Genomic DNA, 21,625 nt, shown 5'->3' with positions numbered 1-21,625 from the left:
AGTCGAAATGGGTGAGCAACACGAAAAAAAACCGTCATTAAATATTGCGATTATTACTGTATCGAATCATCGCACGCAAGATAACGACACCTCAGGTGACTATCTTCAGCAGGCGGTTGAGTTAGCGGGGCATCGTGTGAGCGAACGCTCGATATGCCCAGATAATCGTTACGCCTTACGGGCAATAGTGTCTCAAGCCATTGCGAGCGAACACCTTCAAGTCGTTTTAGTGAATGGCGGAACTGGGTTTCACGAGCAAAATTCGACACCTGAAGCATTGATACCCTTATTTGATAAGGAAATTAATGGCTTTGGCGAATTATTTAGAATGCTTTCTTTTGAGCAGATTCAACAGTCAACCTTGCAATCTCGTGCCATCGCAGGCCTAGCCAATAAAACGGTAATATTCGCTTTTCCCGGATCAACCTCTGCCTGCCAACTGGCTTGGGAACAGATCATCGATACGCAATTAGATGCCAGTACCAAACCCTGTAATTTTGTTTCACAACTAAAAAAAGTAAAAGAATGAACTCGTTATCCCATCTTAATCACGCCGGAGAGGCGAATATGGTCGATGTTTCTGATAAATCGATGACATTACGTCAAGCTCGAGCAGAAGCATTCGTTGTACTAAGTGAACAAACACTTGCGCTAATCATGCAAGGTAAACACCCTAAGGGGGATGTTTTTGCGGTTGCGCGAATTGCAGGGATCCAAGCAGCGAAAAAAACGTCGGATCTTATTCCTCTTTGTCATCCTTTGATGCTCAGTAAGGTTGAAGTCACGATTACCGCTCTTAATGAACCAAGTCGTATTCATATCGAAACATTATGCCGGTTAACTGGGCAAACTGGGGTTGAGATGGAAGCGCTGACGGCAGCATCGGTGGCGGCATTAACGCTTTATGATATGTGTAAAGCGGTGCAAAAGGATATGGTTATTGAAAGTATCCGTTTGGTGGAGAAACGTGGGGGTAAATCCGGTGACTATCAGGTAGGCACTAATGATTAAAGTCTTATTTTTCGCACAAACGCGAGAGCTGGTCGAGTGTGGAATGTTAATGCTGGACCAAACATTTACCGACGTTGAGCAACTGCGTCGCACATTACAACAACGAGGGAAGCGTTGGGAGCTCGCACTGGCCGATGGGCGATTACTGGTTGCGGTCAATCAAGAAATATGTTCATTTTCACATCCCTTGCAAAGCGGTGATGAAGTCGCCTTTTTCCCGCCAGTGACGGGAGGGTAATGATGCCACAGCAAACCCTGATACGTGTCACCCCGGACCTTTTTTCCGTTGATAAAGAGTACCGCTCGGTGGCGAGTGACCACCAAGACGGAGCACTGGTTTTCTTTGTTGGAAAAGTGCGTGACATGAACTTAGGCCAAGCGGTCAATCGGCTGACTTTAGAACATTACCCAGGCATGACTGAACGTGTCTTAGGGGATCTGGCACAAGAAGCCAGAGGTCGTTTTGCGGTTAACCATATTACTATCATCCATCGTGTCGGTACGTTTTCACTTGGTGAAGAGATAGTATTAGTGGTTGTTAGTGCCGCTCACCGCCATGCGGCCTTTATGGCCGCCGAATTTATTATGGATATATTGAAAAGCCAGGCCCCTTTTTGGAAACGCGAAGAGACGGAAAAAGGTACGCAATGGCTATCCCCAACCCCACAAGACTTGATTGCACCGCAAAAATGGCGAGAAAAGGGCACATCGTCGTGAAAATATTGCAAGGATTGCAATATCCAGTTATCGCGGTGATGGGAGTGCTACTGACAAGTTGCTCTGCGCCTTCACCGACACCAGCCCCCCGACCTAAAGTCGCTGTCACTACGCAGATTAAACAGCTACTCCCTGCTACTGTCTCGAACAAAACAGCGTGGTCGGAAGATATTTATCAGGCATTTACCCATCAAAAGTTAGAAACCAGTGTCAGTAACCTTTGTTCCGTTATCGCAATCGCGGGTCAAGAGTCCAATTTTAATGCTGATGCTCCGGTCGCAGGTCTACCCCATATTGCTTGGCAGGAGATTGACCGTCGTGCTGCTGCCTTACATATTCCAGCGTTTGTGGTACGAACGGCGCTAAGTGTGACGTCACCGACGGGGAAAAGCTATGCTGAGCGTCTAGACCATGTACGTAGCGAACGGGAACTGAGTGATATTTATGATGACTTAATCAACACCGTCCCGCTTGGTCAACAATTGCTCGGGCGCTTTAATCCGATTCATACCGGCGGGCCGATGCAAGTCAGTATTGCTTTTGCAGAACAGCATGCGGAAAACTACCCTTATAAAAAGGGAAACAGTATCCGTAAAGAGGTCTTGTCACAACGTGGCGGCGTCTATTTTGGGGCATTGCACCTATTGGGTTACCCGGCAAACTATACTGTGCCATTATATCGATTTGCTGATTATAATGCGGGGTGGTATGCCAGTCGAAATGCTGCATTTCAAGCAGCAGTCGCGTACCTAAGTGGTGTTCCCTTGGTTTTGGACGGCGATCTGATTAATTATCAGGATGATAAGCCCAGCCAAACTGAGTTGGCGATACGGTCAATTGGCTTTACACTGCAGTTGAGCCAGCAAAATATTCATCAACAATTAATGCTTGGGCAGTCAATAGCGTTTGAACAAAGCCCGTTATGGAAGCAGGTTTTTGCGGCCGCGGATAAAAAACGTGGTCAACGTTGGCCTCATGAACGATTACCGGGTATCACCTTACAGAGCCCGAAAATTTCACGGAACCTGACTACCGCTTGGTTTGCACAGCGTGTAAACCAACGTTATCAAAATTGTTTACTTCAATCTAGGAGGGAGTAATGGAGAGTTATCAACGTCCGACATCTTTGGGTCAAACCTCGTCAGCCAGTCGCGTGCAGGCCTATATGACGCAAGTCTATGGCTGGATGACGACCGGTTTATTATTAACTGCCTTTGTTAGTTGGTTCGCCGCAAGAACCCCCGCGGTAATGGAAGCCATTTTCTCCAGTCGAATTACCTTTTTTGGCTTGATTATTGCCCAGTTGGCGGTTGTTTTTGTCCTGTCAGGGTTAGTGCATAAAATGAGTGCAGCGCTCGCGACCGGCCTCTTTATGCTCTACTCAGTACTTACCGGTTTAACGATGGCCAGTATCTTTCTTGCTTTCACCTACTCGTCTATCGCCAGCACCTTTGTGGTCACGGCGGGGATGTTTGGTGCCATGACATTTTATGGCGCCGTAACCAAGCGTGATCTTAGTAAGCTGGGAAGTTTATTGTTCATGGCGCTGATTGGAATATTGATCGCATCACTGGTTAATTATTGGTTAAAAAGCACGGCATTGATGTGGGCGATTACTTATATCGGCGTAGTGGTTTTTGTTGGTTTAACCGCCTATGACACGCAAAAACTCCGCCAGCTTGGTGAAAATATTGATGCCACAGATAAAACAAATTTACGCCGCTATAGTATTGTTGGTGCATTAACCCTTTACTTAGATTTTATCAACCTTTTCATGATGTTATTACGCATTTTTGGTGATAGGCGTTAGGAGAATAGTCGATAATCGTGAAAAGAGGGGAGTTCCCCTCTTTTTTTTGTGTAAAAAAACAGCCGTCGATTCGGCGATAAAGCTGCCCGTGTGTCGCGTTTATTACTCAATAACTCATTGATTAAAAATAAAAACTATTTTTTCCCTCGCCAAGAAAAGCCCATTATTCTTCTTAAGAATGGATTTAATATATTACTCTGATTTGTGCCGATTTAATGGTTATTTGCAGTATTATCCGCTAATTAATATCCTAGTTTGAAACAAAACATGATATTTCTGAAAACTTGTGGCAGACTGAACCTGTTTTCTTACAGAATTTTCTGAAGAAAAGGAGGGGGAGTACAGCCATCCATTCTGGATTCGGCGCCCGACTTTTTTAGATTTGGATTGGAAAACAGTTACTGGCGATAGGGTGCTTTGTTCTATCGTGAGTATAACTAGGAGATAACTATGAAATGGTCTAACCGTGTTCAGATTGTCACTGGGCAAACGTGTTTTCATATCGCGATGCATTTAACGATCGCGGCTTCATTAATTTGGGGTTTTAAACACAAATTGTTAGTTGAAGTCAGTGCCGGATTGGTCGCAACTTACGTCGTTTTGCTGTTAGCGATGCTTATTACGCAAAATGTCACGCGCTTACGCGCTGTGAGAGACTACTTGGAAGAAGCCTCAACCACTTACTATTTTGGTGCGGCAATGCTTTCGCTCTTCTTATTCTCTCGTGTATTGCACAATCCGCTACTGATTTGTGGATTAGGTGTGGCGGTACTTATCGGACCCGCACTTTTTTCTCTATTAGCCAAAGGCTCCCACCAACAGGTTGAGAAAAAACGCAGCTAATCGCCCTAGGCCAGTCAATCGACTGGCCTATTAACCCGCTCGCAGTAGGTCATAAAGTCTGATACACTGCCTCTTACTTATCGCATTGTAGTTTTGCGTCGATCTCTTTGAAATTAGTGACACTTCCCCCCTGAAAACTGCACCGTGAAAAGACGGTCAGGGCGTCCCTGGAGCAATACCCCATGACTTTCGATTCACTCGGTTTACATGCCGAGATTTTGCGTGCTGTGAATGAACAGGGCTACACTACCCCTACGCCAATCCAACAACAAGCGATTCCTATTGTACTGGCAGGGGATGATTTATTAGCCAGCGCACAAACCGGAACAGGCAAAACAGCCGGATTTACTTTGCCGTTGTTACATCGCCTTGCTGCGGATGAAACACCGATCAAAGGTCGTAGGCCGGTGCGGGCGTTAATTTTAACGCCAACACGCGAATTGGCCGCGCAGGTGGGTGAAAATGTCCAAAACTATAGCCGTTATCTTAAACTGCGTTCACTGGTTGTCTTTGGTGGTGTGAGTATTAACCCACAAATGATGAAGTTACGCGGGGGGGTGGATATCCTTGTCGCCACTCCAGGACGCTTACTGGATTTAGTCCATCAGAATGCGGTACAACTTTCTAATATTGAAATTCTGGTGTTGGATGAAGCTGACCGTATGTTAGATATGGGCTTTATTCATGATATTCGCCGTATCCTCGCTAAATTGCCTGCTCGTCGTCAAAATTTACTGTTCTCAGCTACGTTTTCTGATGAAATTAAAGCGTTAGCGGAAAAATTATTGGATCGCCCTAAATTGGTTGAAGTTGCGCGCCGCAATACGGCCTCAGAGCAAGTGTCACAACAGGTCCATTTTATCGATAAAAAACGTAAGCGTGAGTTGCTGTCTTATTTGATTGGAAAAGAGAATTGGCAACAAGTTTTAGTCTTCACGCGTACTAAACATGGTGCGAATCATCTGGCGGAACAGCTTAATAAAGATGGTATTACGGCTGCTGCGATTCACGGTAATAAAAGTCAAGGTGCGCGGACTCGTGCATTGGATAACTTTAAAACCGGTGATGTTCGAGTCTTAGTCGCGACAGACATTGCGGCACGGGGTATCGATATTGAAGAGCTACCGCATGTGGTTAACTATGAACTGCCTAACGTTGCAGAAGATTATGTTCACCGTATTGGCCGTACAGGTCGGGCGGCAGCAAGCGGTTCAGCGTTATCCTTAGTATGTGTCGACGAGCACAAACTTTTGCGCGATATCGAAAAATTGCTGAAAAAAGAGATCCCACGCTTGGCTATTCCTGGTTATGAGCCCGATCCGTCCATTAAAGCTGAGCCTATCCAAAACGGCCGTCAAGGTGGGCGAGGTCAGGGGCCTGGACGAGGTGGTCGTTCTGATAACGGTGCTTCCCGTGGTCAAGGTCGTCCTCAAGGTCAACATTCACCACGTGCTCGTTCAGGAAATAGCTCCGCGGCAAAACCTGCGGTGAAAAAGCCCCAAGGCCAACGCTAGTCCGATGCGTGTTCTGTTAGCCCCCATGGAAGGGGTATTAGATGCCTTAGTCAGGGAACTCCTGACTAAGGTCAATGATTACGATCTCTGTGTGACCGAATTTTTACGGGTTGTCGATCAACGACTGCCGATAAAGTCTTTTTATCGTTTGTGCCCTGAACTCGCTCATCAGAGTCGTACCCCCTCCGGTACCTTAGTCCGTCTACAGCTGCTTGGCCAGCACCCCCAATGGTTAGCGGAAAATGCACAGAGAGCCGTTGAACTGGGTTCTTGGGGCGTTGATCTTAACTGCGGCTGTCCGTCAAAAACGGTGAATGGGAGCGGTGGGGGAGCCTCTTTACTAAAAGATCCTGAATTAATTTATCATGCGGCAAAGGCGATGCGTCAAGCCGTACCGCACGCTTTACCGGTTACGGTTAAGGTGCGTTTAGGATGGGACTCCATCGATCATAGTTATGAAATTGCTGATGCAGTCGCACAAGCAGGGGCGAGTGAAATTGTCATTCACGGTAGAACCAAACAAGACGGTTATCGTGCTGAGGCCATAAATTGGTCGGCGATTGCACAAATTCGCCAACGACTCACTATTCCGGTGATTGCAAATGGTGAGATTTGGGATTGGGCCTCCGCTCAGGCCTGTATTAGGACAACCGGCTGTACTGATGTGATGGTTGGGCGAGGTGCCCTACATATTCCTAATCTCAGTAAAATGATCAAATATAATCATCCGCCAATGCCTTGGCCAGAAGTGGTCGCACTGTTGGGGAATTATTGTGATCTTGAAAAGCAGGGTGATACGGGGATGTACCATGTTGCACGTATCAAACAGTGGTTGGGCTATTTAAAGAAATCTTATCCGCAGGCCGATGAACTCTTCAGACATATTCGCCCACTAACACATTCTTCAGCCATTGCTCAGGAAATTAATAAAGAATTAACAAGGTTAACATAAAGTTAACCTAATAATCTAACCGCGTAATGGGTATATGCTATGCTGAAGATATTCCTATTTCTTTATTGGTGTGAGTATGCTTCAGCAAAATCAACCGACACGTGGTCAATTAAATCAACGTATTTTATCGGTGATGATTTTTACGTTCTTTTGTTATCTTTCCGTTGGACTCCCTCTTGCCGTACTTCCCGGATTTGTTCATCAACAGCTAGGGTATTCACCTTTTATTTCTGGATTGATTATCAGCCTGCAATACTTTGCGACACTGATTAGTCGACCACAGAGTGGCAAGCTGGCGGATCTTTTTGGGCCGAAAAAAGTCGTTATGCTGGGCATGGTGTTATGTGGGCTGAGTGGTTTAATGACAATTCTCGCGGCACTGTTTGCCAGTTATCCTCTAGTCAGTCTGTCGCTGCTTATTTTTGGGCGAATTTTCCTAGGTGTTGGCGAAAGTTTCAGCAGCACCGGTGCGACCTTGTGGGGAATGAACTTAGTGGGGTCGGTACATACTGCGCGAGTGATCTCTTGGAATGGCGTTGCAACCTATTTTGCTATGGCTGTAGGGGCACCCTTTGGGGTCATGCTTAATCAATGGTTAGGCATTAGCGGTTTTGCTGGATTAGTGCTAGTAATGGGCATATCCGGCTTTATATTCGCGCGCAGTAAGGCTGATATTTCAATAACGTTAACTGCACCGCGGTTACCATTTCGCCAAGTCTTGGGATTGGTCACTCCCTATGGCTTAGGGCTGGCATTAGGCACGTTAGGGTTTGGGGTGATTGCTACGTTTATTACGCTCTATTTTTCGAGCCGTGGTTGGCAAGGTGCCGCTTTAACTTTAAGTTTATACAGCCTCGGTTTCGTACTCTCCCGTTTTCTCTTCAGTAATATGATCACGCGTTTCGGTGGATTAATGGTTTCTTTAGGCTGTTTATTGACAGAAGCCATTGGGTTATTTTTTCTATGGCATGCAGAAAGCGTATTTTGGGCTGATATTGGCGCATTCCTCACTGGAGCCGGCTTTTCATTAGTTTTCCCAGCACTGGGGGTTGAGGCTGTCCGAAAAGTCAGTGAACAAAGCAAAGGCTCGGCATTAGGCACTTATTCAGCCTTCCTCGATCTAGCATTAGGGCTGACTGGACCTGTTGCAGGGTTATTGATGAATCACACGGGGATACGGACTATTTATTTGGCCGCTGCAATGATGGTTTGTCTCGGAGCGGTATTAGTCACCTATTTACTGCTGAGCAATCATCGTCGGGTAACGTCAACGGAGTAGGGAAGGGAGGCCACAACAAGAGCTGTGGCCTAATTGGGGATTATTCTTCAACAGGCGGTGGCTGAGTAATGGCCGAATCGCTTGCCCCTTTAGCCGAGAAATTAGAGTCAGGTGTCTCGCTAGGTTGAGCGTCGCTCTGTTCAGTAACAGGCAGGGGAGCATTGGCATGTGCCTCGGCAACCCCGTTCACTTTAACCGGCATACCGGAACGATTCTTCAACACTTGGTTGACGACATCTTGATTGACGCTAGGATCAGATAGCAGCTTACTTACCGATGCAGGTAAGGTGATAGGAACTATCGCATTAGAACTAAATTGTTCTTCAGTTGTGGAAAGCGGGTTATGCACTTCAAGGTAACGTGAACCGTCAGGCTCTACAGCCGCTTTCACTGGCTGATTAACAAATTGGACGCGGGTGCCGACCGGCACGTGTTCAAATAACCACTTAATATCTTGTCCACGCAGACGCACACAACCGTGGCTAACGCGTAATCCAATACCGAAATCAGCATTGGTTCCGTGAATCGCAAACATCTTACCAATATACAGCGCATATAAGCCCATCGGGTTATCAGGACCAGCAGGGAAAATAGTCGGTAAATTTTTTCCGTTTTCCGCGTATTCTTCATGCATTTTAGCGGTAGGTGTCCATGTTGGGAAAGGACGTTTGCTCTCAACCTTGGTTACCCAATCCAGAGGGGTATCTTTCCCTAATTGCCCAATACCAATCGGCAGTACGACGACAGTATTGCTCCCTTTTGGAAAGTAATAGAGGCGCATTTCAGCACTGTTAACGACAATGCCTTCCCGAGGGGCGTCAGGTAGGATCAATTGCTGTGGAATAATTAAGTTAGAGCCGGCCTTCGGAAGATAGACATCGATACCGGGATTCGCCTCCAAGATATTACTCAGTCCCATCTCATATTGTGCCGCAAAAGCTTCCAGCGGTAGCCTGCTGTCAGTAGGAATAGAGACTTCGAGATTCTCACCAGTAATACTACTGTTGGCCGCCGGAAGCGGATATACCACCGCCTGTGCAGTCTGAGAAAAAGCTGCAACAGTCATGGCAGCAGAGATCAACGCGCGGATGCTTTTTTTCATAAAATGTATGGCTTAAACCTGATTAACGATGACGTGAACAAAGTAATAGGTTGAATCACTTTCAACCTTGCGCCTAGTATATGTGCAGATCTGTTGAATGAACATCTGCTTTTTAATTTCAGATAAATATTCTGATATTTCTGGTCGTTATTTTGTAGGTTGACGTGTTCTCAACCATTGGATCAACGTCCAAGCGCCCCAAATCACTAGCGCTGCCGCAACAATCCACAATATCGGTTCAAGATAACCTTCAATTCGACTCAGCCAAGGGGTAATCACTTTTCCTGCATAAAACCCGAGACTGGCGAACAGACTGGCCCAAAGCGCCGCACCAATCACGTTTAATAACACGAATAGCCAGGCATGCAAGCCGCTCGAACCAATAATAATAGGCCCAATAATACGAAAGCCGTACATAAATCGAGCGCCAATAACAAAGAGCGCGGGATGTCGATGGATAAGTTTATTAGCCTTATCGATCTTACTTTGCTGTTTCTCGAATTTATGTAGGAATTTTGTGCCGTAACGCCAGCCAAGAAAGAAAAGAATTTGGTCACCAATGATGCCACCCAACATCGAGGCTGCGATCACCCAGTAAAGATGTAATAACCCTTCATGAGCGGCAATCCCCCCAAGCAGAACAAACGTTTCGCCTTCGGCCATACAACCGACAACCAGTGCAAGGTAGCCGTAATGAGAGATAAGTGTGTGTATATCGATAGACAAAATAGAGTCCTAAAGTTAGTGAAATAGCCTTTTTATCATCATGTTGGCTATCAATGATGTCATTTTTTCAGTGTTGACAGATTTTTTTACAAATACGTGAGTAAATCAATAAACAGACTTAGCTTTTTCTGTGCCGTACCGCGTATGATGCTGTCGCCAGCGAATCCCTTTTAGGAATATTGCAGCCTGTATTGCATACAGAAAATTGACTTTGACAATAATAGACGAAAAATGCCAGTAAAACGCCATCATTACATCCTCGCAGTATTTTTAATGTGTTGCTCTTCCGTGTCAGCGAAGGTGACTCCGAGTAAGTATAGTGCAAGCCACGAGAATCGATTAGTTCAACCGCAGATTGCTTCGGGCAGCGCGATGGTAGTCGATTTAAAAACCAATGCGGTGATTTTTTCGCTACACCCTGATCGTGTGAGGCCTATCGCATCGCTAACAAAATTAATGACGGTAATGGTCGCTTTAGATGCGAAGCAACCTCTTGATGAGCTGTTGACGGTTGATATCCATCAAACGGCGGAAATGCGGGGGGTATTTTCTCGCGTCAAAGTAAATAGCCAAATTAGCCGACGGGAAATGATGCTACTGGCGCTGATGTCTTCAGAAAATCGTGCAGCAGCCAGCCTTGCCGCCAATTATCGCGGTGGATATCCCGCTTTTATCCAAGCAATGAATGCGAAGGCGCGTGCATTGGGTATGACGCATACTCATTATGTCGAACCGACCGGGTTATCGATTCATAATGTGTCTGATGCACAAGATTTAATTAAATTATTGAAAGCAACCCGTGACTATCCGTTGATAGGACAATTGAGTACCACTCAGGAAACGACAGCCTCCTTCCAACAGCCGCGCTACACGCTACCTTTCCGCAACACGAATCATCTTATCTATAATAAGACGTGGCAAATTGCACTAACGAAAACCGGTTATACCGACCAAGCTGGGCATTGTTTAGCAATGCGTACCGTGATTAATGGGCGGCCAGTGGCATTAGTTATTTTAGATGCTTTTGGTAAGTATACCCATTTTGCTGATGCTAACCGTATTCGTAGCTGGTTAGAGACAGGAAAAGCCGCTCCCGTACCGGCGGCAGCATTGGCTTATAAAGCCGACACTGAATAAGACCTTTAGCTATTCTCGGTGACCGTGTTTGTGGGCATAAAGGTCACCCCTTCCTATACTTGGTAGTAGCGACTCTAGTTAAGAAATTTAGGAATATCTATGAGTAGTTTCAAAAAAGTCTCAACGTTACTCTGCATACTGTTTGCATTATGGGCACCGCTTACCGCAGTGATGGCGGATGATAACACTGATCAGAGCAGTAGTTCTTCAGCAACTCAGGTAGATCCCGCGGTTGAATTACCTAAGATGCAAGTAGTCTTGGATAAAATCAAAGGGCAAGTTTCAGATGTCACGGATGAGACTCAGCTAGGTGAACTGAATGATATGGCGGTTGAGCTTGGTGAAAATGCTAACACTTTAGTACAAAGCCTCGTTCCGCAAAGCCAACAGGTCGATGCCCAACTTGCCGTACTGGGTCCCGCTCCTCAACCAGGGAGTGGAGTAAAAGAGACGGCTGATGTCACAACCAAAAGGCGTCAATTATTGGCGCAAAAAGCCCGTTTAGATGATCAAATTAAACAAGCGAATGCGTTACAAAATGGTGTTAACGTTCTTTCCTCACAAATTCTTAATTTACGGCGTGACCGTTTAAAAAACCAAGTGAGTCTAAACACGGGGAGTGTGTTATCGGCTAAATTCTGGCAACCGCTTTACAACAATCCCATTGATGGGCCAAAAATTGTTGCTTTCGCGGATGATCTTAAGCAAAGCGTTCTTCTCTCTTTCTCGCCCGGCTATCGCTTTGGTACCGTCATGTGGTTTATTGCCGCGGTACTGGTGATGGCCCTCGGCCGTCGCTATATGGAAGAGTTTTTAGCTTGGGTAAGTATCAATAAACTGTCCGAAGGTCGACTGCGCCGTAGCTTTTTAGCCTGTGCCATTGCGGTAACAACACTGTTAGCAATTACGCTTTGTTGTAACTTTCTCGCTTTAGCTTTTGCTCGTCATCCGGACGTGGCCGACGATGTCAGTGATTTGGTGTCAAGTCTCGTGTTTCAGAGCGTTCTCGCTGGACTCATTGCAGGGCTAGGGCGTGCATTCCTTTCGACGCGTCGTCCGAGTTGGCGTTTACCCGTCATTAATGACGATTTAGCGAAGGCGTTAAAACCTTTCCCGATTGTTGTGGCAACATTGGTGTTTATCTTTCAAGGATTAGAGGCCTTCAATCGGGCTATAGAAACCAGTGTTAATACGACAATATTCGGTAATGGGCTAACGGCACTCTTAATTGCTCTACTCTGTCTGATGATGGTCATACGGACACGACGCATTCGCCGGGAAATTACGGTAAAAGGTGAAGACGTTGAGCGTTCGCGTATTGCCGGGCTGGTGGATATTGCGCTGATTTTGACTGGCATTATTATTCTTATCTGTTTAGTGATTGGTTATGTCGGTCTAGCCCGCTATTTAAGCTATGAGGTTATTTGGGTAGGTATTTTATTTAGTACCTTTTATTTCCTCCATGCGTTAGTTATCGATAGTTGTCAGGTTATATTTTCGACGAACAGCGCCCCAGGAAAACTCGTCATCCGTTCACTGAATTTAAGTGAAAAAACCTTACTGCAATTGGGCAGTCTATTCTCTGGGCTATTTAAGTCAGCGCTGATCATCATGCTGATTTTATTATTGATGAATGGCACGATCTCTTCATCAAGTCCTAGTGAAATTCTCAGTCGTATTATCGACTTTTTTGCAGGACGTGGATTAGAAAAACTCAACTTAGTCCCCTCGCATGTGATTATGGCTCTTGTCACCTTTATTGCTGGGATTTACGTTGTCCGTTCGATACGCAATTGGTTGGACAGTGATTTCTTACCGCAGACCACGATGGATGATGGTATGCGAGTGTCACTGGTCACCTTATTTAGTAATATTGGCTTTGTATTAGTCCTATTGATGACGTTGTCAGCCATTGGTGTGCAATGGAATAAACTGGCTTGGATCGTCAGCGCACTGTCAGTAGGGATCGGTTTTGGTCTTCAAGAGATTGTTAAAAACTTTATCTCAGGACTTATTCTTTTGACGGAACGTCCAGTGAAGGTCGGTGATCTTGTTACGATCAGTGGAATAGAAGGGGACATTCGTCGTATTAATGTTCGTGCTACTGAAATATTGTTAACGGATAAATCGACAGTAATTGTACCTAACTCACAATTTATCTCCCAAAATGTGCGTAACGCTACAATGGGTAATGCACAAGGCGTTGTGACCATTCCTTTAACGTTTCCATTGGATATTGATCCGGTAAAAGTGAAGGAAATTTTATTAGGCGCCTTTGCTGATAATGATAAAATCTTAGATACTCCTGCGCCTTCTGTGAGCTTTAAAGACCTCTCTGCCCAAGGTATTTTGTTAAGTGTCACGGGTAATGTCAGTTCACAGCGCTTAATCTCCTCGACACGCAGTGAGCTGCTGTTTGAGGTGTTGGTCAGATTACGTGAAGCGCGTATAGCGCTCTCTTCGCCGCAAACGATGGTGATTGAGCAAAAACCCTTAGAGAGCGACAACCCTTAACGATCGTCATAATCAGTAAGAGTGGCACAACGCTTAAGCGCGTGCCGCTCTTAAATTTTTTTCTCTTTTTTACAAGATTCTGACATTATCATTACTCAATCATCTTCTTCCATCAGCGCAACACTGGTGGTTTCTATCTCAAAGAGAATTGTTAATGAAATCGATGTTTCCACGAAGTTTTGTGTTACCTATAGCGCTTTTTTCAGCAACGCTCTTTGCAGAGCCTCCAACGCCCATAAAACCCAATACTAGCCAACGGGATCAATACGTCTCATCTCTGCTTAAAAAAATGACGCTGGACGAAAAAATTGGGCAACTACGACTGATCAGTGTTGGGCCGGATACGCCTAAATCGGCAGTGAAAGAGATGATTGAAAAAGGGCAAGTGGGGGCGATCTTTAATACGGTCACACGTCCGGATATTCGCATCATGCAAGACCAAGTGATGCAACTTAGTCGTCTGAAAATTCCCTTATTCTTTGCCTATGATGTTGTTCATGGACAGCGCACCATCTTTCCTATTCCCCTCGGACTCGCAGCAAGTTGGGATACTCAAGCCGTTAGCACAGTAGGGCGCATTTCCGCCTTGGAAGCGGCACAAGATGGATTGAATATGACATGGGCACCGATGGTCGATGTGAGTCATGAACCGCGTTGGGGTCGAAGCTCAGAAGGATTTGGTGAAGACACTTATCTTACCTCAATTATGGGTAAAACCATGGTTGAGGCGATGCAGGGAAAAAGTCCTGCAGATCGTGACTCTGTGATGACGAGTGTCAAGCACTTCGCCTTATATGGGGCTGTAGAAGGGGGCAGGGAATACAACAGTGTTGATATGAGCCCTCAGCAAATGTTTCAGCACTATTTACCGCCTTATAAAGCCGCCTTACAAGCCGGCAGTGGTGGTGTAATGGTCTCGTTAAATTCTATTAATGGTGTACCTGCTACGGCTAATCACTGGCTATTAACCGATCTTCTTCGTGATCAGTGGCATTTTAAAGGGATCACCATTAGTGATCATGGTGCGATTAAAGAACTGATTAATCACGGTGTGGCGAAGGATCCTGCGGATGCAGTACGTATCGCCATTAAAGCTGGTATTGATATGAGTATGAGCGATCAATATTACAGCCAATATTTGCCTGGCTTAGTGAAAAGTGGAGCAGTAACTCAGGCTGAAATTGATAATGCCGCTCGCCATGTATTGAACGTAAAGTATGATATGGGGTTATTCCGTGATCCCTACAGTCATATTGGCGCTGCGGGCAGTGATCCTCAGGATACCAACGCTGAAGATCGGCTGCACCGCGCACAAGCAAGAGATGTTGCGGTGCAGAGCATCGTATTACTTAAAAACTGGCATCATATTTTACCGCTTAAAAAACAAGGGACTATTGCATTAATCGGGCCGTTAGCCGATAGCCAACGTGACATCATGGGCAGTTGGTCAGCCGCGGGGGTTGCCAAACAATCCATTACCTTGCTGCAAGGTATGCGCGAAGCGGTGGCAGGTAAAGCCACGTTACTGTATGCCAAGGGCGCAAATATCACAGATAACAAGAAAGTGCAGGACTTCTTAAATCTCTACGACGCAGCCATTCAAGTTGATACTCGCAGTCCTCAGCAATTGCGTGATGAAGCCATTGCTACTGCGAAAAAAGCCGATGTCGTAGTAATGGCGGTGGGAGAGTCACAAGGTATGGCCCACGAGGCTTCTAGCCGCAGTGATATTCGGATTCCGCAGGCACAACGTGAATTGATTGATACGATTAAATCAACAGGAAAACCGATTGTCTTAGTGTTAATGAACGGACGTGCGCTGGATATTACGCAGCAAGACCAGCAGGCAGAGGCCGTGTTAGAAACGTGGTTTAGTGGCACCGAAGGGGGACACGCTATCAGTGATATATTGTTTGGCGATAAAAACCCTTCAGGGAAATTACCGGTGACTTTCCCACGTTCAGTGGGACAGCTCCCTCTGTATTACAATCATTTACCGACAGGTCGTCCTTACGATTATACGCATCCTAACAAATACACCTCGCACTATTTTGATATTGATAATAGCCCGCTTTATCCTTTTGGCTATGGATTAAGCTACACCGAATTTACCTTTTCGCCGATCACATTCTCATCAAACACGATGATGGCGAATGGGAAAATCGTGGCGTCAGTGACGGTTACCAATAGCGGGAAAGTTGCAGGTGCGACGATCGTTCAGCTCTATCTTCGCGATCCTGTTGCCTCGATTAGCCGTCCTGTTAAAGAGCTAAAAGGTTTTCAAAAAGTGATGCTACAGCCGGGCGAGTCAAAAACGGTGAGTTTTACCCTTGATAAAGATGACTTAAGCTTCTGGAATCAGGAAATGAAGTATGTTGCAGAACCTGGTGAATTTATTGTGATGATAGGCACCGATTCTGTCCACACAGAAGATAAAGCCTTTACTTATCAGAAATAAAACGCATCACTTTAATTAAGCTGCTTGTTTGATCAAGCAGCTTTCTTTTCGATAAGACTGCTACACTTAGCCTATTTGATGCAGTCAAAGCAGGAATGAAAGGTATGGACAATATTGAAGTTATTCTCGTCGATGAACAAGATAACCCGTTAGGTAAGATGGAAAAGTTAGAAGCGCATCGTAAAGGACTACTTCATCGTGCAATTACGGTCTATGTTTTCAATTCACAACAGCAATTAATGCTACAACAGCGTGCGTTGAGTAAATACCATTGCGGTGGTCTATGGAGTAACACGTGCTGTGGTCATCCGTTTCCTAACGAAAATACCCAACATGCCGCTGAACGACGCCTGGGTGAGGAGATGGGACTATCATTGACCTTAACGAAAGTGACGCAAACGTACTACAACTTGCCGGTCACTGATGGCTTGGTCGAGCATGAATATGGGCATATTTTTATGGGGTATACCGAACAATTACCTATTCTTAATCCCGAAGAAGCGGAAAACTATCGCTTCGCTTCATTACCTGAGATTGAACAAGAATTGGCCGCTTACCCAGAACGATTTACCCCGTGGTTTAAAACGACATTCCCTCGTATCGTGAAGCAATTAGCATTAGTTGCCTAGGGCGCAGTCAGCGCCCTCAACATTATTTCCCGATAACAATCGAGTAACCTATTAACGCCACGCCGCCAATTCCACCGAGCGCCATAATGATAAAAAGGATAATAAAAAAGAGTTTTTTTGAATTCATAGGGACGTCTCAACGTTATTTCGTTAAATCATACTCTTATCAATGTGATCAATAAAGTCTCCATCTCTTCACCACGATTGATAAGAAAATACTATTATCTTTAGCGTTGATAAATGGCTAGTTTTTACCTTTTTAAGCTGGTAATGATGATCATTTCCCAAATAAAAGCCCCTCTTGCAGCTGAAACCCTCGAACAACTTACCGCGATTCTTCAAGAAGCCGTGAGCTTGGGGGCGAGTATTGGTTTCACGGATGCAGCGCAGCAGCTTAAGGAAATGTCTCATTATTGGCAGCAAATTGACCACGGCTTAACGGCAGGACATATACAGCTCTATTGCGCATTTGTGGACAATCATATTGTCGGCGTAGTCGGACTGGAAGTCTGTCAGAAATTGAATGGTCGACACCGTGGCGAAGTGTTTAAACTTATCGTTAGCGCGTCGTGGCGTGGTCAAGGGATCGCGCGAAAATTGATGCAGTCAGTCACCCATGAGGCAGAAAAGCAAGGGCTAAAATTATTACTGCTTGATACTCGAAGTAATGATATCACCGTGCCATTTTACCAATCATTAGGGTGGCGGCAGGTAGGGGAAATTCCTAATTATGCACTTTCCACCGAAGGTGAACTGCAAGCCACAACCTTAATGGCGCTTTACTTATCAAGTCAGTGATAAAATAGTTTGGTCATTTACTGACGTTGAAAGAATACTGTGTAAAAATACAGGCAGTTTCAATCAAATATTGGCAGTTATGGCACTTACTTCAGCAATTAAAACGCAGATCAGCGATTGGTATAAAAAACTCCAACGGAGTGTGGACGATTTTATCCCTCGCCTTGCACAGCGTCAGATGATGGCGGAAGTGGCAAAAACATTAGCGGGGGATTCCGGGCGCCATCTTGCTATTGAAGCCCCGACGGGTGTCGGGAAAACGCTTTCTTACTTACTCCCCGGAATAGCAGTGAGTCGTGAAGAGAAGAAAACCCTTGTAGTGAGTACGGCTAACGTAGCATTACAAGACCAAATTTATCGAAAAGATCTTCCTTTACTAAAAAGTTTCATTCCTGATCTTACCTACACCACCGCTTTTGGTCGCAGGCGTTATGTGTGCCCGCGTAATCTTTACTTTACTGGGGACAATAGTCAGCCTGATCTGCTCTATTTGATGGGCGATGACACCCTCACTCGTCAAGCTCCTGGTACTCTTACTCCTGCGGAACAGCGCCAGTGCGAGCAATTACAAACGGCGCTGGATAAAGGCAGTTGGGATGGGGTACGTGACCATTATCCTGAAAATATTAGTGACGCATTGTGGTTACGTCTCTCAACCGATAAAACACACTGTTTGGCCCACCACTGTCAATGGTATAAAGATTGCCCATTTTTTACCGCACGGCGGGATATTGATAACGTCGATGTGGTCATCACTAATCATGCTTTAGTGATGGCGGCGCTGGAAAGTGATTCTGTTCTTCCACCGGCTAAAGATATTCTCCTTATCATGGATGAAGGGCATCATCTCCCCGATGTCGCACGAGATGCATTAGAAACCAGTGCTGAGATTACGCCTGCCGCTTTAGCGTTGCAATTGGATCTATTCGCTAAAGCGGTCGAGCAAATCAGTGCACAATTTACCCTAAAATCCCCCCCCGCATTGGCAAAACCAGAGCGATTAGTGGCCCACCGCGAAATGATTGATGAGCTGCTTAACGCTTTTGCTCAGTCACTTTATCCGTTACTTCACCCTATCCCAGAAGCCAGTCATCGTTTTGTGATGGGAGAGCTGCCTGAGCCTTTACATGCACAGTGCGAACAGCTTTATAAACTTTACGATGCACTTCGAGCGACTTGTGAAAACCTCCTGAATTTCCTCGCTGAGCAAACGGGAAAAGCCGATATGGTCAGAATCCATCGCGGGATGTTACAACTCAACCGATTTTTTGCACATTTTGAAGCACAGGCAAAGTTATGGCGGCTAGCGGCTTTACGCCAACTCTCCGGCGCCCCTGTTTCCAAATGGGCAACGCTTGAGCAGGGTGAAGAGAAGCCGCAGCTCTGGTTTCATTGTGCAGGAATACGCGTCAGCACCCAACTTGAAAATATTCTTTGGTCAAAAGTGCCTCACACTATTTTGACGTCGGCGACGCTTCGGAGTCTAAACACCTTTAATCGTTTTCAAGAACTTTCCGGGTTGAACGAGAAGGCGACAGATCGGTTTGTTTGTTTGGATAGCCCCTTTAATCATGCTGAGCAGGGTAAGCTGGTGATCCCTCAAATGCGGTATGAGCCTGATTTTCAGCATGAAGCAGAGCATTTGAAGGAAATGGCCGGTATCTTTCGCCAAACCTTATCGACTACACCCCATTTAGGGGTGTTAGTGCTTTTTTCAAGCATGCGAGCCTTACAGCAATTCGTGATGCTACTCGTGGATAAGCGGTTATCGATGTTAGTGCAAGGTGATCAACCGCGTACAAGGTTAATCGAGCTGCATCGTGAACGGGTCCTTGCCGGTCAGCAAAGTATCTTGGTCGGCTTACAGTCTTTCGCTGAAGGTCTTGATCTTAAAGGTGACCTATTGACTGCCGTACATATTCACAAAATTGCTTTTGCACCCATTGATAGTCCTGTCATAGTAACGGAAGGTGAGTGGCTCAAGAGCAAACAGCGCTATCCTTTTGAGAGCCAAAGTCTGCCCAGTGCCTCATTTACCTTAATCCAGCAGGTGGGAAGATTAATACGCAGTCATCATTGTCATGGTGAGATTATTATTTATGATCGACGGTTAATAACGCGTCGTTATGGCAGTCGATTATTGGCCTCATTACCGGTTTTTCCGATTGAACAACCGACATTTGCTGAGAGTAAAGCGAGTAGCAGGTCTTCAACAGTAAAAAAGAAAGCGACAGGTCGCCGCGTGCCGAGAAAATAGAGATACTTATGGATATCAAACAGATTATTAAAGAAATTGGGCGCGGCAAGCTCCATGCGCGTCATCTTGATCAGGACAATGCCACATTCTTGTATCGCGCGATATTAGCCGATGAAGTGGACGACCTCTCTTTAGGCGCGATCTTAATTGCCCTACGGATTAAAGGTGAGGGGGAAGAGGAGCTACTTGGCTTCTACCGTGCGCTGGAGGCTTTTCTCCCTCAATGGGCAGGGTTGACACACACCCTTATCATTCCAAGCTATAATGGGGCGCGTCGCCAAGCTAATGTAACACCGTTATTGGCACTATTACTGAAAAAACTAGGTGTGAAGGTGTTTCTTCATGGAATTCATCATGACCTAACGCGAGTCACGACGGCGGAAATTTTGGCAGCGATGGGGATTTTTCCAGCTCAGGATCATCAACAGGCTTATCAACAAATTGTCGATAATGGATTCACCTTTATGACCATTGATAAGTTGTGTCCTCCACTGGCTAAGCAGTTAGACCTTCGTTGGCATTTAGGCTTACGCAATAGTGCCCACACCTTGGCTAAGTTAATTTCTCCCTTTACTGCCGATTCCGGTGTGAGACTGACCAGCGTTTCTCATCCAGAATATTTACCAAAAGTGACGCAATTTTTTCTCGATATTCAGGCTAAAGCGTTAGTATCCAATGGTTGTGAGGGAGAGGTTTACCTTAATCCCCTGCGTCCTTCCGCGATACAATACGTTGATAATGAAAAGAATACGATTACGGAAATAGTGTCCCGAGGTTTACCCGCCCAAACGCCTTTGGCAGAGAACAAAGAAATTGCGACAACGGTGACGTGGACACAAGATGTCCTCGATCAGAAATGCCCGGTGCCATTGCCTCTTCGTGAGCAAATTATCGGCTGCTTGGTGGCCTGTGGCCGTATGACATCACTGGCTGAAGCGCGTACATGGCTGACGGAACAAGGTTACTAATGCACCCTCGAAATCGTTATCAAGGCCACTACGACTTAGCTGCCCTATTTAAAGTAGAACCCCAATTAGAACAGTGGTCAATCTTTACGCCGACTGGGAAGCTCAGCCTCGATTTTAGTCAACCGCAGGCCGTGAAACTCCTGAACAAGGCGTTGCTTTATTATTGGTATCAGCTTCGCTGGGAGCTTGCTGATGATCATCTTTGTCCACCTATCCCAGGTAGGGCAGATTATATTCATCACTTAGCCGATTGTTTAGCTGAGGATAATGTGGCCTATACCGGACCACAAATGAGTATTCTGGATATTGGTTGTGGAGCAAACTGTATTTATCCGCTACTGGGGCATGCGGAATATGGTTGGCGTTTTACCGGAAGCGATACGCAAGCGGAATCGATTCGTGCTGCGCAAAATATCATTGCCGCAAACCCACATTTAAACAGGTCGATTCGGTTACGTCGGCAAAAGCAGCCCGGTAAAATTTTTGAGGGAATTATCCAACCTAACGAATTTTATCATGCGACGATGTGTAATCCTCCGTTCCACGACTCGGCTAACTCAGCTGCACAAGGAACAGCACGAAAAAATACCCAATTAGGTCTCAACACACATCAACTTAATTTTGCTGGTCGCCACCATGAGCTTTGGTGTGAGGGGGGCGAGACGGGCTTTATTACTACAATGATTGAAGAGAGTGTCTCTTTTCACCATCAAGTCTTATGGTTCACTACGTTAGTGGCTAAGCAGCAGAATTTAGAGCCTCTTAAAAAGGAATTAAAACGGCAAGGTATTCCAGTCATTAGACAGATAGAGATGGGACAGGGGAATAAGAAGAGTCGTTTGCTGGTGTGGAGCTTTTATAATAAGCAGCAGAGAAAGGTATTAATGAAGCCAGCATAAGCTGGCTTCGG

At 45.7% G+C, this 21,625-nt stretch carries 20 protein-coding genes; 18 read left to right on the top strand and 2 right to left on the bottom strand.

Annotated elements, in window-relative coordinates:
- Nucleotides 1-7 precede the first annotated feature (7 nt).
- The 10 genes from moaB (at nt 8) to HGT73_RS06330 (ending at nt 8,126) form a co-directional block, all read left to right on the top strand.
- A complete protein-coding gene (gene moaB, locus HGT73_RS06375) occupies nt 8-529 on the top strand; it encodes a molybdenum cofactor biosynthesis protein B (RefSeq protein ID WP_214212830.1) in 522 nt (173 codons plus the stop codon).
- On the top strand, nt 526-1,011 hold the full coding sequence (moaC, locus tag HGT73_RS06370) for a cyclic pyranopterin monophosphate synthase MoaC (RefSeq protein WP_214212829.1): 486 nt from the start codon (nt 526-528) through the stop codon (nt 1,009-1,011). The genes moaB and moaC overlap by 4 nt, the downstream gene beginning before the upstream one ends.
- Nucleotides 1,004-1,249, top strand: a complete 246-nt coding sequence (gene moaD, locus HGT73_RS06365) for a molybdopterin synthase sulfur carrier subunit (protein ID WP_214212828.1) — start codon at nt 1,004-1,006, stop codon at nt 1,247-1,249. The genes moaC and moaD overlap by 8 nt, the downstream gene beginning before the upstream one ends.
- Nucleotides 1,249-1,728 carry a molybdopterin synthase catalytic subunit MoaE gene (moaE, locus tag HGT73_RS06360; protein ID WP_214212827.1) on the top strand — a complete coding sequence of 160 codons (480 nt, stop codon included), beginning with the start codon at nt 1,249-1,251 and terminating at the stop codon, nt 1,726-1,728. Before moaD ends, moaE begins: the two co-directional genes overlap by 1 nt.
- 38 nt (nt 1,729-1,766) lie before the next feature.
- A complete protein-coding gene (locus HGT73_RS06355) occupies nt 1,767-2,828 on the top strand; it encodes a DUF1615 domain-containing protein (protein ID WP_241622256.1) in 1,062 nt (353 codons plus the stop codon).
- Nucleotides 2,828-3,538: a Bax inhibitor-1/YccA family protein gene (locus HGT73_RS06350; protein ID WP_214212826.1), complete on the top strand. Its 711-nt coding sequence runs from the start codon at nt 2,828-2,830 to the stop codon at nt 3,536-3,538. The genes HGT73_RS06355 and HGT73_RS06350 overlap by 1 nt, the downstream gene beginning before the upstream one ends.
- Before the next feature lie 450 nt (nt 3,539-3,988).
- A complete protein-coding gene (locus tag HGT73_RS06345) occupies nt 3,989-4,381 on the top strand; it encodes a YbhQ family protein (protein WP_214212825.1) in 393 nt (130 codons plus the stop codon).
- A gap of 182 nt (nt 4,382-4,563) precedes the next feature.
- Entirely contained in the window at nt 4,564-5,895 is a 1,332-nt protein-coding gene (rhlE, locus tag HGT73_RS06340; protein ID WP_214212824.1) for an ATP-dependent RNA helicase RhlE, read from the top strand.
- 4 nt (nt 5,896-5,899) lie between these two features.
- Nucleotides 5,900-6,847 (top strand): tRNA dihydrouridine(16) synthase DusC, encoded by a 948-nt coding sequence (gene dusC / locus HGT73_RS06335; RefSeq protein WP_214212823.1) that lies wholly within the window; start codon nt 5,900-5,902, stop codon nt 6,845-6,847.
- A 76-nt stretch (nt 6,848-6,923) separates the two neighbouring features.
- Entirely contained in the window at nt 6,924-8,126 is a 1,203-nt protein-coding gene (locus HGT73_RS06330) for an MFS transporter (protein WP_214212822.1), read from the top strand.
- 40 nt (nt 8,127-8,166) lie between these two features.
- Here HGT73_RS06330 and HGT73_RS06325 read toward each other — a convergent pair whose 3' ends face one another.
- Together HGT73_RS06325 and HGT73_RS06320 are read right to left on the bottom strand one after the other, a co-directional pair.
- Nucleotides 8,167-9,228 (bottom strand): L,D-transpeptidase family protein, encoded by a 1,062-nt coding sequence (locus HGT73_RS06325; protein WP_214212821.1) that lies wholly within the window; start codon nt 9,226-9,228, stop codon nt 8,167-8,169.
- Nucleotides 9,229-9,375: 147 nt separating this feature from the next.
- Nucleotides 9,376-9,954 carry a DedA family protein gene (locus tag HGT73_RS06320; RefSeq protein ID WP_214212820.1) on the bottom strand — a complete coding sequence of 193 codons (579 nt, stop codon included), beginning with the start codon at nt 9,952-9,954 and terminating at the stop codon, nt 9,376-9,378.
- Between the two features lie 231 nt (nt 9,955-10,185).
- Between HGT73_RS06320 and pbpG the strand changes: the two genes are divergently transcribed.
- The 8 genes from pbpG (at nt 10,186) to rlmF (ending at nt 21,614) form a co-directional block, all read left to right on the top strand.
- Nucleotides 10,186-11,091 carry a D-alanyl-D-alanine endopeptidase gene (pbpG, locus tag HGT73_RS06315; RefSeq protein WP_214212819.1) on the top strand — a complete coding sequence of 302 codons (906 nt, stop codon included), beginning with the start codon at nt 10,186-10,188 and terminating at the stop codon, nt 11,089-11,091.
- Nucleotides 11,092-11,190: 99 nt separating this feature from the next.
- Nucleotides 11,191-13,605, top strand: coding sequence for a DUF3772 domain-containing protein (locus HGT73_RS06310; RefSeq protein ID WP_214212818.1), 2,415 nt, complete (start codon nt 11,191-11,193; stop codon nt 13,603-13,605).
- Nucleotides 13,606-13,759: 154 nt separating this feature from the next.
- Entirely contained in the window at nt 13,760-16,063 is a 2,304-nt protein-coding gene (gene bglX / locus HGT73_RS06305; RefSeq protein ID WP_214212817.1) for a beta-glucosidase BglX, read from the top strand.
- 104 nt (nt 16,064-16,167) lie between these two features.
- Nucleotides 16,168-16,692 (top strand): isopentenyl-diphosphate Delta-isomerase, encoded by a 525-nt coding sequence (idi, locus tag HGT73_RS06300; protein ID WP_214212816.1) that lies wholly within the window; start codon nt 16,168-16,170, stop codon nt 16,690-16,692.
- A 270-nt stretch (nt 16,693-16,962) separates the two neighbouring features.
- Nucleotides 16,963-17,490: a GNAT family N-acetyltransferase gene (locus HGT73_RS06295; RefSeq protein WP_214212815.1), complete on the top strand. Its 528-nt coding sequence runs from the start codon at nt 16,963-16,965 to the stop codon at nt 17,488-17,490.
- 79 nt (nt 17,491-17,569) lie between these two features.
- Nucleotides 17,570-19,747, top strand: coding sequence for an ATP-dependent DNA helicase DinG (gene dinG / locus HGT73_RS06290; RefSeq protein WP_214212814.1), 2,178 nt, complete (start codon nt 17,570-17,572; stop codon nt 19,745-19,747).
- An 8-nt stretch (nt 19,748-19,755) separates the two neighbouring features.
- Nucleotides 19,756-20,715, top strand: coding sequence for a DNA-binding protein YbiB (gene ybiB, locus HGT73_RS06285; protein WP_214212813.1), 960 nt, complete (start codon nt 19,756-19,758; stop codon nt 20,713-20,715).
- Nucleotides 20,715-21,614: a 23S rRNA (adenine(1618)-N(6))-methyltransferase RlmF gene (gene rlmF, locus HGT73_RS06280; RefSeq protein WP_241607049.1), complete on the top strand. Its 900-nt coding sequence runs from the start codon at nt 20,715-20,717 to the stop codon at nt 21,612-21,614. Before ybiB ends, rlmF begins: the two co-directional genes overlap by 1 nt.
- The last annotated feature ends 11 nt before the right edge of the window (nt 21,615-21,625 follow it).

The organism is Rosenbergiella australiborealis (assembly GCF_018494035.1).
GTDB classification, from domain to species: Bacteria; Pseudomonadota; Gammaproteobacteria; order Enterobacterales; family Enterobacteriaceae; genus Rosenbergiella; species Rosenbergiella australiborealis.
This window is presented reverse-complemented; position numbering and strand designations above follow the sequence as displayed.

Excerpts from the sequence above, each read along its gene's own strand:
- moaB (WP_214212830.1), top strand. The coding sequence starts at position 8 with ATGGGTGAGCAACACGAAAAAAAACCGTCATTAAATATTGCGATTATT.
- moaC (WP_214212829.1), top strand. The coding sequence starts at position 526 with ATGAACTCGTTATCCCATCTTAATCACGCCGGAGAGGCGAATATGGTC.
- moaD (WP_214212828.1), top strand. The coding sequence starts at position 1,004 with ATGATTAAAGTCTTATTTTTCGCACAAACGCGAGAGCTGGTCGAGTGT.
- moaE (WP_214212827.1), top strand. The coding sequence starts at position 1,249 with ATGATGCCACAGCAAACCCTGATACGTGTCACCCCGGACCTTTTTTCC.
- HGT73_RS06355 (WP_241622256.1), top strand. The coding sequence starts at position 1,767 with ATGGGAGTGCTACTGACAAGTTGCTCTGCGCCTTCACCGACACCAGCC.
- HGT73_RS06350 (WP_214212826.1), top strand. The coding sequence starts at position 2,828 with ATGGAGAGTTATCAACGTCCGACATCTTTGGGTCAAACCTCGTCAGCC.
- HGT73_RS06345 (WP_214212825.1), top strand. The coding sequence starts at position 3,989 with ATGAAATGGTCTAACCGTGTTCAGATTGTCACTGGGCAAACGTGTTTT.
- rhlE (WP_214212824.1), top strand. The coding sequence starts at position 4,564 with ATGACTTTCGATTCACTCGGTTTACATGCCGAGATTTTGCGTGCTGTG.
- dusC (WP_214212823.1), top strand. The coding sequence starts at position 5,900 with ATGCGTGTTCTGTTAGCCCCCATGGAAGGGGTATTAGATGCCTTAGTC.
- HGT73_RS06330 (WP_214212822.1), top strand. The coding sequence starts at position 6,924 with ATGCTTCAGCAAAATCAACCGACACGTGGTCAATTAAATCAACGTATT.
- HGT73_RS06325 (WP_214212821.1), bottom strand. The coding sequence starts at position 9,228 with ATGAAAAAAAGCATCCGCGCGTTGATCTCTGCTGCCATGACTGTTGCA.
- pbpG (WP_214212819.1), top strand. The coding sequence starts at position 10,186 with ATGCCAGTAAAACGCCATCATTACATCCTCGCAGTATTTTTAATGTGT.
- HGT73_RS06310 (WP_214212818.1), top strand. The coding sequence starts at position 11,191 with ATGAGTAGTTTCAAAAAAGTCTCAACGTTACTCTGCATACTGTTTGCA.
- bglX (WP_214212817.1), top strand. The coding sequence starts at position 13,760 with ATGAAATCGATGTTTCCACGAAGTTTTGTGTTACCTATAGCGCTTTTT.
- idi (WP_214212816.1), top strand. The coding sequence starts at position 16,168 with ATGGACAATATTGAAGTTATTCTCGTCGATGAACAAGATAACCCGTTA.
- HGT73_RS06295 (WP_214212815.1), top strand. The coding sequence starts at position 16,963 with ATGATGATCATTTCCCAAATAAAAGCCCCTCTTGCAGCTGAAACCCTC.
- dinG (WP_214212814.1), top strand. The coding sequence starts at position 17,570 with ATGGCACTTACTTCAGCAATTAAAACGCAGATCAGCGATTGGTATAAA.
- ybiB (WP_214212813.1), top strand. The coding sequence starts at position 19,756 with ATGGATATCAAACAGATTATTAAAGAAATTGGGCGCGGCAAGCTCCAT.
- rlmF (WP_241607049.1), top strand. The coding sequence starts at position 20,715 with ATGCACCCTCGAAATCGTTATCAAGGCCACTACGACTTAGCTGCCCTA.